This is a genomic window from Enterobacter sp. BIDMC 27 (assembly GCF_000534415.1).
Lineage (GTDB): Bacteria > Pseudomonadota > Gammaproteobacteria > Enterobacterales > Enterobacteriaceae > Enterobacter > Enterobacter hormaechei_C.
In genome coordinates this window covers 3,478,215-3,490,349 of sequence record NZ_KI973178.1, presented here as the reverse complement: position 1 = coordinate 3,490,349, position 12,135 = coordinate 3,478,215, and the positions used below count along the sequence as shown (strand labels likewise).

At 56.4% G+C, this 12,135-nt stretch carries 12 protein-coding genes and 1 pseudogene; 9 read left to right on the top strand and 4 right to left on the bottom strand.

Going from position 1 to position 12,135, the window contains the following annotated elements:
- The first annotated feature begins 82 nt into the window (after positions 1-82).
- From hemA to kdsA, 6 genes are read left to right on the top strand one after another with little or no spacing between them, the layout of a single operon-like run.
- On the top strand, positions 83-1,339 hold the full coding sequence (gene hemA / locus L463_RS06325) for a glutamyl-tRNA reductase (RefSeq protein ID WP_003856666.1): 1,257 nt from the start codon (positions 83-85) through the stop codon (positions 1,337-1,339).
- 41 nt (positions 1,340-1,380) lie between these two features.
- Entirely contained in the window at positions 1,381-2,463 is a 1,083-nt protein-coding gene (gene prfA / locus L463_RS06330; protein ID WP_003856667.1) for a peptide chain release factor 1, read from the top strand.
- Positions 2,463-3,293 carry a peptide chain release factor N(5)-glutamine methyltransferase gene (gene prmC, locus L463_RS06335; protein WP_032104315.1) on the top strand — a complete coding sequence of 277 codons (831 nt, stop codon included), beginning with the start codon at positions 2,463-2,465 and terminating at the stop codon, positions 3,291-3,293. The genes prfA and prmC overlap by 1 nt, the downstream gene beginning before the upstream one ends.
- Positions 3,290-3,682, top strand: coding sequence for an invasion regulator SirB2 (gene sirB2, locus L463_RS06340; protein WP_023296762.1), 393 nt, complete (start codon positions 3,290-3,292; stop codon positions 3,680-3,682). Before prmC ends, sirB2 begins: the two co-directional genes overlap by 4 nt.
- A 3-nt stretch (positions 3,683-3,685) precedes the next feature.
- Positions 3,686-4,495 (top strand): invasion regulator SirB1, encoded by an 810-nt coding sequence (gene sirB1 / locus L463_RS06345; RefSeq protein WP_006810913.1) that lies wholly within the window; start codon positions 3,686-3,688, stop codon positions 4,493-4,495.
- 36 nt (positions 4,496-4,531) lie between these two features.
- On the top strand, positions 4,532-5,386 hold the full coding sequence (gene kdsA, locus L463_RS06350; RefSeq protein ID WP_003856671.1) for a 3-deoxy-8-phosphooctulonate synthase: 855 nt from the start codon (positions 4,532-4,534) through the stop codon (positions 5,384-5,386).
- A gap of 105 nt (positions 5,387-5,491) precedes the next feature.
- Here the strand turns inward: kdsA and chaA are convergent, their stop codons facing one another.
- Positions 5,492-6,592, bottom strand: coding sequence for a sodium-potassium/proton antiporter ChaA (gene chaA / locus L463_RS06355; RefSeq protein WP_003856672.1), 1,101 nt, complete (start codon positions 6,590-6,592; stop codon positions 5,492-5,494).
- Positions 6,593-6,860: 268 nt separating this feature from the next.
- Here chaA and chaB point away from each other — a divergent pair, with 268 nt between their 5' ends.
- The gene (chaB, locus tag L463_RS06360) at positions 6,861-7,091 is read left to right on the top strand and encodes a putative cation transport regulator ChaB (RefSeq protein ID WP_003856674.1); all 231 of its coding nucleotides are present in this window, start codon (positions 6,861-6,863) and stop codon (positions 7,089-7,091) included.
- A 177-nt stretch (positions 7,092-7,268) separates the two neighbouring features.
- Positions 7,269-7,964: a gamma-glutamylcyclotransferase gene (locus L463_RS06365; protein ID WP_017384255.1), complete on the top strand. Its 696-nt coding sequence runs from the start codon at positions 7,269-7,271 to the stop codon at positions 7,962-7,964.
- Between the two features lie 30 nt (positions 7,965-7,994).
- Here L463_RS06365 and L463_RS06370 read toward each other — a convergent pair whose 3' ends face one another.
- The 3 genes and pseudogenes from L463_RS06370 to L463_RS0122870 all read right to left on the bottom strand — a co-directional run bounded on the left by L463_RS06370 (position 7,995) and on the right by L463_RS0122870 (position 10,672).
- Positions 7,995-8,234 carry a hypothetical protein gene (locus L463_RS06370; protein WP_015570352.1) on the bottom strand — a complete coding sequence of 80 codons (240 nt, stop codon included), beginning with the start codon at positions 8,232-8,234 and terminating at the stop codon, positions 7,995-7,997.
- Between the two features lie 194 nt (positions 8,235-8,428).
- On the bottom strand, positions 8,429-10,213 hold the full coding sequence (locus L463_RS06375; protein ID WP_017384254.1) for a methyl-accepting chemotaxis protein: 1,785 nt from the start codon (positions 10,211-10,213) through the stop codon (positions 8,429-8,431).
- A 106-nt stretch (positions 10,214-10,319) separates the two neighbouring features.
- Positions 10,320-10,672 (bottom strand): annotated as a pseudogene (locus tag L463_RS0122870) (DsrE/DsrF/TusD sulfur relay family protein).
- Positions 10,673-10,745: 73 nt separating this feature from the next.
- Here L463_RS0122870 and nasR point away from each other — a divergent pair.
- On the top strand, positions 10,746-11,918 hold the full coding sequence (nasR, locus tag L463_RS06380) for a nitrate regulatory protein NasR (RefSeq protein ID WP_032104320.1): 1,173 nt from the start codon (positions 10,746-10,748) through the stop codon (positions 11,916-11,918).
- The last annotated feature ends 217 nt before the right edge of the window (positions 11,919-12,135 follow it).

Sequence of the window (12,135 nt, the reverse complement as noted above, 5' to 3'; positions counted from 1 at the left end):
GGCAGTCTCTTTTATTGATCTCGCGCATCCTGTATGATGCGTCCTGCTAACCTTATTAACGCTGGTACTACTCCCGCTCAACATGACCCTATTAGCACTCGGTATCAACCACAAAACGGCCCCGGTTTCACTGCGAGAACGCGTTACGTTTTCGCCGGATACGCTCGACCTGGCGCTGGACAGCCTGCTTGCACAGCCGATGGTGCAGGGTGGCGTGGTGCTGTCGACGTGCAACCGTACCGAGCTGTATTTGAGCGTAGAAGAGCAGGACAACCTGCACGAGGCGCTGATCCGCTGGCTATGTGACTACCACAACCTCAACGAAGAAGAGCTGCGCAACAGCCTGTACTGGCATCAGGATAACGATGCGGTCAGCCATCTGATGCGTGTGGCCAGCGGTCTGGATTCGCTGGTGCTGGGCGAGCCGCAGATCCTCGGCCAGGTGAAAAAAGCCTTCGCGGATTCCCAGAAAGGGCATCTGAAAGCCAGCGAACTGGAGCGAATGTTCCAGAAGTCATTCTCCGTGGCGAAGCGTGTGCGAACCGAAACCGACATTGGCGCCAGTGCGGTTTCGGTTGCTTTCGCGGCCTGTACCCTTGCCCGTCAAATTTTTGAATCCCTGTCGACCGTCACCGTACTGCTGGTGGGAGCGGGCGAAACCATCGAGCTGGTGGCGCGCCATCTTCGCGAACACAAGGTGAAGAAGATGATCATCGCCAACCGCACCCGCGAACGTGCGCAGGTGCTGGCAGATGAAGTGGGCGCTGAGGTGATTGCGCTGAGCGACATCGATGAACGTCTGAAAGAGGCGGACATTATTATCAGTTCTACCGCCAGCCCGCTGCCGATTATCGGGAAAGGGATGGTCGAGCGTGCGCTGAAATCCCGCCGCAATCAGCCGATGCTGCTGGTGGATATCGCCGTTCCGCGTGATGTCGAACCGGAAGTGGGCAAACTGGCGAACGCCTACCTGTACAGCGTGGATGATCTGCAAAGCATCATTTCGCACAACCTTGCCCAGCGTAAGGCGGCGGCTGTGCAGGCGGAAACCATCGTTGAACAGGAAACCAGCGAATTTATGGCCTGGCTGCGCGCGCAAAGCGTCAGCGAGACCATCCGCGAATACCGCGGTCAGGCGGAGCAGGTGCGTGATGACCTGACGGCCAAAGCGTTAGCGGCCCTTGAACAGGGCGGCGACGCGCAGGCGATTATGCAGGATTTAGCCTGGAAACTGACCAACCGCCTGATCCATGCCCCAACCAAATCTCTTCAGCAGGCTGCCCGTGACGGGGACGATGAACGCCTGACTATTCTGCGCAACAGCCTCGGGCTGGAATAGCGCCCTATACCCATTTTCTAAGACAAGGTGCATTTACGCCTATGAAGCCTTCTATCGTCGCTAAACTGGAAGCTCTGCACGAGCGCCATGAAGAAGTCCAGGCGCTGCTCGGTGATGCCGGGACCATTGCCGACCAGGAACGTTTTCGCGCGCTGTCGCGTGAATACGCGCAGTTAAGTGATGTTTCAAAATGCTTTACCGACTGGCGACAGGTCCAGGAAGATATCGAAACCGCGCAGATGATGCTCGACGATCCTGAGATGCGCGAGATGGCGCAGGAAGAGTTGCAGGACGCGAAAGCGCGTTCAGAAGAGATGGAGCAGCAGCTTCAGGTGCTTCTGCTGCCGAAAGATCCGGACGATGAGCGTAACGCCTTTGTGGAAGTCCGCGCCGGTACCGGCGGCGACGAAGCGGCGCTGTTCGCCGGGGATCTGTTCCGTATGTACAGTCGTTATGCCGAATCCCGTCGCTGGCGCGTGGAGATCATGAGCGCCAACGAAGGCGAGCATGGCGGCTACAAAGAGGTTATCGCCAAGATCAGCGGCGACGGCGTGTACGGTCGTCTCAAGTTTGAATCCGGCGGTCACCGCGTGCAGCGCGTGCCTGCGACAGAATCTCAGGGACGCATTCATACGTCAGCCTGTACGGTGGCGGTGATGCCGGAGCTGCCGGAAGCGGAACTGCCGGATATCAACCCGGCGGATCTGCGCATCGACACCTTCCGCTCTTCAGGGGCAGGTGGTCAGCACGTTAACACCACCGACTCCGCTATCCGTATTACTCACCTGCCCACCGGGATTGTGGTTGAGTGTCAGGATGAACGTTCCCAGCACAAGAACAAGGCTAAAGCGTTATCCGTGCTGGGCGCGCGCATTCACGCGGCGGAAATGGCGAAACGTCAGCAGGCGGAAGCCTCTACCCGCCGTAACCTGCTGGGCAGCGGCGATCGTAGCGACCGTAACCGCACCTATAACTTCCCGCAGGGTCGCGTAACCGACCACCGCATCAACCTGACGCTGTACCGTCTGGATGAGGCGATGGAAGGCAAGCTCGATATGCTGATTGAGCCTATCGTGCAGGAATACCAGGCCGACCAGCTGGCGGCACTGTCCGAGCAGGATTAATGGATTTTCAGCGCTGGTTACGCCATGCCGCCAGTGAGCTTTCTGCAAGTGAAAGCCCGAAGCGCGACGCCGAAATTCTGCTTGAGCATGTGACGGGTAAAGCCCGCACATATCTGCTGGCCTTCGGCGAAACCGCGCTGACCGCTGAACAGCAATCGCAGCTGGAGGCGCTGCTTGCCCGCCGTAAAACCGGCGAGCCGGTGGCGCATCTGGTTGGCGAACGCGAGTTCTGGTCACTTCCGCTGTACGTTTCAGCGGCCACGCTGATCCCGCGCCCGGACACCGAGTGTCTGGTGGAGCAGGCGCTGGCGCGGTTACCGGCGCAGCCGTGTCTGATCCTAGATCTCGGTACTGGCACCGGCGCGATTGCGCTGGCGCTTGCCAGCGAGCGACCGGACTGCACCGTGACGGCGGTAGACGTGATGCCTGATGCGGTCGCCCTCGCGCGGCGCAACGTTGAACGGCTGGGGCTGAACAATGTTTCCGTTCTGCAAAGCAGCTGGTTTGCCGCGCTTGAAAGCCGTGTGTTCGAAATGATTGTCAGCAATCCGCCCTACATCGACGAAGACGATCCGCATCTCGCGCAGGGCGACGTGCGTTTTGAACCGTTGACCGCGCTGGTCGCTGCGAATCAGGGACTTGCGGATCTCGATCACATTGTGACAACGTCACGACAACATTTGCTTCCCGGTGGCTGGCTGCTGGTGGAACATGGCTGGACGCAGGGAGAGGCGGTGCGAGCGCTGTTTACGCGTGCCGGATACGCTGCCGTGGAAACCTGCCGGGATTACGGCGGCAATGAACGTCTGACGCTGGGGCAGTGGTCATGAGCCTGTTTACGCTGCTGATCTCCGTTCACCTGATTTCCGTTGCCCTGACCATCGGCTTTTTCATTGCCCGCTACTGGTGGCGCTACAGCAACAATCCGCTAATTAACGCCCGCTGGGTACGCATCGCCCCGCACTGTATCGACACGGTGCTGTTCCTTTCCGGAGCCGGGTTAATGTGGAAAACCGGCTATCTGCCATTTACTGATAAAGGCGCATGGCTGACTGAAAAGCTGTTTGGCGTTATCATCTACATCGTTTTGGGTTTTATCGCGCTTGGGCGTCATCGTCCGCGCAGCCAGCAGACAGGGTTTATCGCCTTTTTGCTGGGTCTGGTGGTGCTGTACATCATCATTAAACTCGCCACCACAAGAATACCGTTACTGGGGTAAGTCATGAGGTCCTTAGCCGATTTCGAATTTAACAAAGTGCCGCTCTGCGATGGTATGATCCTGATTTCAGAGATGATCCGCGACGATTTTACGTCACAGTACGTTTACGCTGAACTGGAGAATCTGGTCAGCCTGGCGCGCGAAGAGATCAATCAGGCCCGTCCGCAGGACTGGCAATTAGAGAAGCTGATTGAGCTTTTCTACGGCGAATGGGGTTTCTGCGACACGCGAGGCGTGTACCGCCTGTCTGACGCACTGTGGCTGGACCAGGTGTTGAAAAATCGTCAGGGCAGCGCCGTCGCGTTGGGCGCCATTTTACTGTGGGTTGCGCACGAGCTGGATATTCCACTGGTGCCGGTCATTTTCCCGACGCAGATGATTTTGCGGGCGGAGTGGCTGGACGGTGAGATGTGGTTAATCAATCCGTTTAACGGCGACACGCTGGATGAGCATACGCTGGACGTCTGGCTGAAAGGCAACATCAGCCCGATAGCTGAGCTGTTCAATGAAGATCTCGATGAAGCCGATAACGCCGAAGTGATCCGCAAGCTCCTGGATACGCTGAAGTCTGCGCTGATGGAAGAGCGTCAGATGGAGCTGGCTCTGCGCGCAAGCGAAGTGCTGTTGCAGTTCAATCCGGAAGATCCGTACGAAATCCGCGACCGCGGCCTGATTTATGCGCAGCTCGACTGCGAGCACGTGGCGCTGAATGATTTGAATTATTTCGTCGAGCAATGTCCGGAAGACCCGATCAGCGAGATGATCCGCGCGCAGATTAACGCGATCGCGCATAAACACATTACACTGCATTAATCTTAATTCCGATTCACACCTGAATAAGGCGATCCTATGAAACAAAAAGTGGTTAGCATTGGTGATATCAACGTGGCAAACGACCTGCCGTTCGTGCTGTTTGGCGGTATGAACGTTCTGGAATCCCGCGATCTCGCTATGCGCATCTGCGAACACTACGTGACCGTGACCCAAAAGCTGGGCATCCCGTACGTGTTTAAAGCCTCTTTTGACAAAGCCAACCGCTCCTCCATTCACTCCTACCGTGGCCCGGGCCTGGAAGAGGGGATGAAGATTTTCCAGGAGCTGAAACAGACGTTTGGCGTGAAAGTGATCACCGACGTGCACGAAGCGTCTCAGGCACAGCCCGTGGCTGATGTGGTAGACGTGATTCAGCTTCCGGCGTTCCTCGCTCGCCAGACTGACCTGGTAGAAGCGATGGCGAAAACCGGTGCCGTGATTAACGTGAAAAAACCGCAGTTCGTGAGCCCTGGCCAGATGGGTAACATCGTCGACAAGTTTATCGAAGGCGGTAACGACCAGGTGATCCTCTGCGACCGTGGTTCAAACTTCGGTTATGACAACCTGGTTGTGGATATGCTGGGCTTCAGCGTGATGAAGAACGTCTCTAACCAGTCCCCGGTGATTTTCGACGTGACCCACTCCCTGCAATGCCGCGACCCGTTTGGCGCCGCGTCTGGCGGGCGTCGTGCGCAGGTGACCGAACTGGCGCGCGCCGGTATGGCAACCGGCCTGGCGGGTCTGTTCATTGAAGCGCACCCGGATCCGGCTAACGCGAAATGCGACGGTCCATCCGCGCTGCCGCTGGATAAGCTGGAGCCGTTCCTGAAACAGATCAAAGCGATTGACGATCTGGTGAAGAGCTTCGACGAGCTGGATACCAGCAACTAATAAAAAAACCCGCTTCGGCGGGTTTTTCTTTGCCCGGCGGCGCTACGCTTGCGCGGGCCTACGGGTTTCGTAGGCCGGGTAAGCGCAGCGCACCCGGCAAAAAAATTACGCAAATATCGTCATCAGATACGCAATAAACAGCGCCATATGCGCCGCGCCGTTCAGCACATTGGTGCGGCCGGTGGAGAAGGATATCTGGCACAGCAGCAAGGATGCCACCATCACAATCATCTCTGGCGCACCCAGCGCAAACTGCAATTCATTTCCCGTCATAAAGGCAATCAACGTCACCACCGGAACGGTAAGGGAGATGGTCGCCAGAACGGAGCCGAAGAACAGATTCATCGCACGCTGCACCTGATTATTGAGCACCGCTTTCAGCGCTCCCAGGCCTTCTGGCGACAGGATCAACAGGGCCACCAGGAAACCGGTAAAGGCGACCGGCGCGTTCAGTTCAGTTAACAGCGCCTCCAGCGGGTTCGCATTCATCTTGGTGACCGCAATAACGGCAATCAGATGCACGATCAGCCAAACCGTATGCCACGCGCTGCTGTGCGCCGACGGCTTACCGTGATGCGGGTCATCGTCGTCGCCGTCGTCTTCATGCTCGTAAACAAACAGGCTCTGGTGCGTTTTGGTCTGGATCAGCAGGAACACGCCGTACATCGCCGCGGAAATCAGCGCCACCAGCAGCGCCTGGCCGGTGGTGAAATTTGCACCCGGCAGCGCCATCGGAAATACCAGCACAATAATCGCCAGCGGGAACAGGGCGATCAGGTACTGTTTAATGCCAAAGAGGTTCATGTACTGGGTGGCAAATTTGCGACCACCTAATAAAAGTGAAAAACCGACCAGGCCGCCGGTAACAATCATAATGATGGAGTAGAGCGTATCGCGCATTAGCGTTGGCGCGGCGTCGCCGGTGGCCATTAATGCGGAAATTAAACTGACTTCAAGAATCACAACCGAAAGGCTTAAAATTAATGACCCATACGGCTCTCCAAGACGGTGGGCTAACACATCCGCATGGCGTACCACGCTAAATGCACTGGTTAAAATACCCACCAGAGCCAGAATATTGATCCCCACAACCACTGGCAATGACTGACTGCTTCCCCAGAAGAGCAGCACAGCCAGTGCCAGAACCGGGAAAATGAGAGAGGTCTCCTTGTGGCGGGTTTTTACCGCCTCGTGTGTTGCTGTCATGTGTTTCTCCAACAATGCAGGTGCTTGTAATTATAGATAGATTTTAAAGGTATTAAATTAACAGAAATCTGTTAAATACCCTGTATTTTTTACTTAATTTTACCCTTTATTATAATTTTTATGCCTGAGGCTTATAATGCCTTATTTCTGTTAAATATTAGTTTAATAACAATGAATTGCATTTTTATATTGTTCATTTCTTTCTGTCGGGTGGCACCCTCGCGTATCGTCGTCCACACTTATCTTTTAGCCAAAAGAGAAGTTAACAATGCCATACAAATCGAAAAGCGAATTACCGGATAACGTGCAAAACGTATTGCCTGCCCACGCCCAGGATATCTACAAAGAAGCCTTTAACAGTGCCTGGGATCAGTACAAAGATAAAGAAGATCGCCGGGACGATGCCAGCCGTGAAGAGACGGCGCATAAGGTGGCCTGGGCCGCCGTGAAAAATGACTATGAGAAAGGGGACGATGATAAATGGCACAAAAAGAAATAGCCGCCAAATAACACGCTGCCTCCATTTTGACATTTCAGGCGGTTGACCTGCCGCTGTATTGCATCTGGCCCGCGAATTGCTTATCGTTGCTCAACTGCTGTTAAAATGAACAGCACGGAATGCCGGGAAGGCGAATTACAGATGTCGCAAGGAAGCATGCAGTGGCGGAGGTGGAATGTGTTAACGCGTGATTTCTTGATGAAGGCAGATTGTAAGACGGCATTTGGTGCTATTGAGGAATCGCTTCTGTGGTCGGCTGAACAACGTGCGGCGTCGCTTGCGGCAACGCTGGCCTGCCGCCCGGATGATGGCCCGGTCTGGATCTTTGGTTACGGCTCGCTGATGTGGAACCCGGCGCTCGAATTTGTTGAATCAGCAACCGGAACGCTGCCTGGGTGGCACCGCGCCTTTTGTTTGCGCCTGACCGCCGGACGCGGCAGCGCCTGTCAGCCTGGCCGCATGCTTGCACTAAAAGAGGGCGGGCGCACCACGGGCGTGGCATACCGGCTGCCGGATACCACGCTGGAAGATGAGCTGACGCTGCTGTGGAAGCGCGAGATGATCACGGGCTGCTATATGCCCAGCTGGTGCAAGCTGGAACTGGATGACGGGCGCACCGTCAACGCGCTGGTGTTCATTATGGATCCGCGCCACCCGCTGTATGAAGCCGATACCCGAACCCAGGTGATTGCCCCGCTCATTGCCGCCGCCAGCGGACCGCTGGGCACTAACGCCCAGTACCTTTTCTCGCTAGATCAGGAGCTGACGCGTCTCGGCATGCAGGACGACTGTCTGAGTGAGCTGGTGGTGAAGGTGAAAGCGCTGCTGGAAGGGAACCCGCTCAGCAATACGCTGCGGCCGGGTTTTGCCTGATAATACGCCCGGCTGACCGGGCGTTTACGGTTATGCCGCCACGTAACTTACGGAATGTTCGAGCGACTGGCTGTGGCTGTCGATCAGCACATCCCAGGTGCCGGTGTAAGGCACCGTCAGCCAGGCCTTATCGTCCTGGACGGTAAGGATATCTGCCTGCGATTGCTTCTGTCCTTTTGTACTCATCAGATGGATGCGGCAACGCTCTGAGCAACGTACCACTACCGTATCCCCGCCAAACAGTTTCAGACTCGTTTTAACTCGTGCCATTTTATACCCCGTCGTTTTTGCCCATCCCGAGCGTGATGTTGTTCACAATTTACTCATTGCATAACACCAAAGGGGCAGGGGTGGGATGCTGATTTCGATCAAAAAATGGCGCAACGATTAAACAAAAATGACAAAATCCCTGAAACCTTTCAGCGGACGCGCGTTTTCCCTGCTTAACGCGCGCCCCGGAAAAATTATATGCGGAAATGGCCAGCGGTCTCAGCAAGGTCGCCCGCCTGGCTTTGCAGCGCGCTGGCCGCCGCAGCAGACTGTACAACAAGCTCGGCGTTCTGCTGTACCATGCGATCCAGGTGAGTCACCGCGTGGTTAATCTCATGGATCCCTTTCATCTGCTCGCGGGTGGCAATGGATATTTCACGCATAATGCCAGACACGCTCCCGACGCTGGCGCGGATCTCATCCATGCTGTCGCCCGCAAGGTGCACAAACCGGGAGCCGGTTGCAACGCTTTCGGTGGTGGAGTCAATAAGGGATTTGATCTCTTTCGCCGCCTGAGCGCTGCGGCTGGCCAGGTTACGTACTTCCCCCGCAACGACCGCGAACCCACGGCCTTGCTCCCCGGCACGCGCCGCTTCCACCGAGGCGTTAAGCGCCAGAATATTGGTCTGGAAGGCGATGCCGTCAATGACGCTGGTGATATCGCCGATTTTCGCGGAAGCCAGTTCGATGGACTGCATGGTGCTGATGGCCTGAGCGACGACGTCACCTCCGCGGGATGCGGCGGCAGAGGCCTTGCTCGCCTGTTCATTCGCTTCTGCTGCCGACTCGTTTGACTGCGTAACGGAGGCCGTGATCTCTTCCACGGCGCTGGCGGTTTCGCGAAGGCTTGATGCCGCCTGCTCGGTACGCCCGGAAAGATCCTGATTACCTGCCGCAATCTCATGCGCGGCGTTTTTCACTGAGGCGCTGGCATCACGCAGCTGGACCATCACCACAGAAAGCTTATCGCTGAAGGCGTTAAACGCCTGCGCAATTTGCGCCACTTCATCGCCCCCCTTATCCGGCAGACGCTGCGACAGATCGTTAGTACCGTTGGCAATGCTGTTCATCGCGTCACGGATACCGGACAGCCGCTTAAGCAGGCGGGCAATCAGGAGGTGCATGAGGGCTCCGCTCAGCAGGGCGAGGATCGCCAGAGACAGTGCAGATGCTTTTAGCAATGACCGCATCCCGGCGGTGGCATCGCCGTTATCGAGCGCCACAACCAGCAGCCAGTGCGTCCCCGGTACGGCGGTGGCCAGGAACGTTTTTTCGCGTCCGTTAAACGTTCCGTCAACCAGGTTGCCGCTTTTCAGGGTGGCAAAATCGGTCCCTTTGATCGTCTCCGTAAAAGGCTTAAGCGTCAGCGCAGGATCGCTGCCGGCAATAACGGTGCCGTTGCTGTCCAGAAGCAGTCCGCTGCTGGCCGGAGTCGGGTGAATACCGCGCACGTTAGCCACCACGCTGTCCATCGCCACATCGCCCGCCACCACTGCTTTCAGGGCGCCTTGCTCTTTAACCGGTACCGCGAACGTCACCACCAGTTTCCCGGTGCCCGCGTCTACATAAGGTGCAGTCACTACCGGACCATCAGCGCTGACGGCCTGCTGATACCACGGGCGAAGGGTGGGATCGTAATCAGCGGGTACCCCGGTTGGGTCAGAAAATTTAGCCGTTTTGCTGGCATAACCCACGTAGACGTTGGTGAATCCACCCGCCAGAGCAAGCTGTTTAAACACCGGAACCGGATCGTCGCTGAGCGCGACTGGTTGCGCCGAGGTGATGACGGTCATTTTGCTGTTCACCCAGTCGGCAATCGCCATGTTGTGGCTGGCGCTGGTGCTGGTCAGAATATCGCGCTGCGACTGCTGATTATCCTGGCGCGTGACCTGAAAGTTAATAATGGTATTAAGAAGAAGGGCGACGACCAGACAGCCTGTCGTCGCGGCAATGATGCGGGCGCGAATGGATCTGAACATAAGTGTAATACCTGCTGTGTTGTTTCCATGCCTATCGGCAACGGTGCAGGTAAACTTGATGCTGAAACCGCGTCCATAAGAAAATAATATTTTTAGCGGGTTATTATTAAAAAGTTAATACTTTATCGGCGGAAAGCGTCCATTCAGCCAGCTCCACCAGCGTACCAATTTCCACGCCATCAATCAGCGGCAGCCCCGTAATGCCGCGCCCGTCGGTACAGGTTTTGCACAGTTTGACCGGAACGTTTTGCGCGGTCAGGATCTCCAGCATTTGTTGAATGTTGTAGCCCTCTGCGGGTTTCTGCCCTTCAGCCCGGCCGTGACGGCATCGGACATCAAAAAGAGGCGCAGCTCCAGCTCACTCTCCTTATCGCGCAGCGCGATTGCCAGGCGCAGGCTGTTAAAAAGGGATTCACTGCCGTAGGCCGCACCGTTGGCGACGATCACAATCTTCTGCATGTTGACTCCTGTTCTTTGAAAAGGCACGAATATTGCTTCTCGTACCGAAGAATACGTATCGGGGAGAGAAACGATGACGATAGTGGCTGGCAGTTCCCCTGGCGCAACCGAATGGTTCCAGCGTGCGAGAATGTTGCGCGAGGAACAGCTCGGCAGACTGGCGCAGCTGGGCGCACTGGTGAACGGCATCAGTCGACTGGTGCATATGCTACAGTGCGAGCGCGGTGCGTCAAATGTCTGGCTCTGCTCGCAGGGCAAATTGTACGCGCCTGAATGCAAGGCCAGCAGGGCCCTGGTGGATGAAAACCTTGCCGCATTGCACCTTCAGTTTAACGAACCGCTGCCGGGCAGCGCCCTGTGCGAACGTATTGCCAGCGCACTGCACGGCCTTGAGACGCTAACGGCGCTGCGTGATGGCGTTACAGGCCAATGCGTCACCGCGCCGGAAGCGATGGAACACTACAGCCGCATACTGCGTCATTTGCTCAGTATCGTACCTCAACTCAGCGACAGCATTGACGATCCGCACATCGCGGGCCGATTTGTGGCCCTTTACAGCCTGATGCAGGGCAAAGAACTTGTGGGACAAGAGCGGGCGCTGGGGGCTATTGGTTTCACCCAGGGATTCTTTGACGATGAAACCCGCCAGCGGCTGGTGGATCGCATTGATGGCCAGCAGGCCTGCTTTGAGGTTTTTATCTCCCATTGCACTCCAGACGTGCAGGAGACGTTTATCCTCAACTGCCAGCCGGGTCTGGAGACTGAAAAACTCAGGCGTGAAGCGTGTACCCGCCAGCCTCCGGCAGATAACGGCGATACCGCCCTCAAATGGTTTGCCCTGCAAACCACGCGCCTTGAGCACCTGCGCACGCTGGAGGAGGTGGCAATTGCCGATCTGATGACGGCAGTTGAGGAGCGTCGCTATAGCGAAAACCTGCACGCAGACGATGAGCACGACGATATCCTGGCGCGATTTCCTGATAAACCGCTGCTGCCGCTGGTGCGCCAGCAGGCGCGTGAAATTGAGCAACTCTCCCGTCAGCTTGCTTCCCTGCGCGACACGCTGGAGGAGCGTAAGACCATCGACAAAGCCAAAAGCGTGCTGATGACGCACCAGAACATGAGCGAGGAGCAGGCGTGGACTGCCCTGCGCAAAATGGCGATGGATAAAAACCAACGCATGGTGGATATCGCCCGTGCGCTGCTGACGGTGAAAAATCTGTGGAAGATACCCCCCGGGGAGTAGTTGCACAGTCCGTGGGCAATTTATGCCTGATTGAGGTGCGTAAAACTGCGCTCTTCTTGCAGAAACCCCGTAACGCCGGGGATGAAAAGCTGGCATTACCTTTGCATTAACAGATTAACCATTTTCGACGATGCGCCAACGGCGGTGCATGCGTCTTCGGGATAAAGGCGTCCAGCGGTGCTTCAGCACCGTCGGGCGCTTTTTTTTGCCTTTTTTC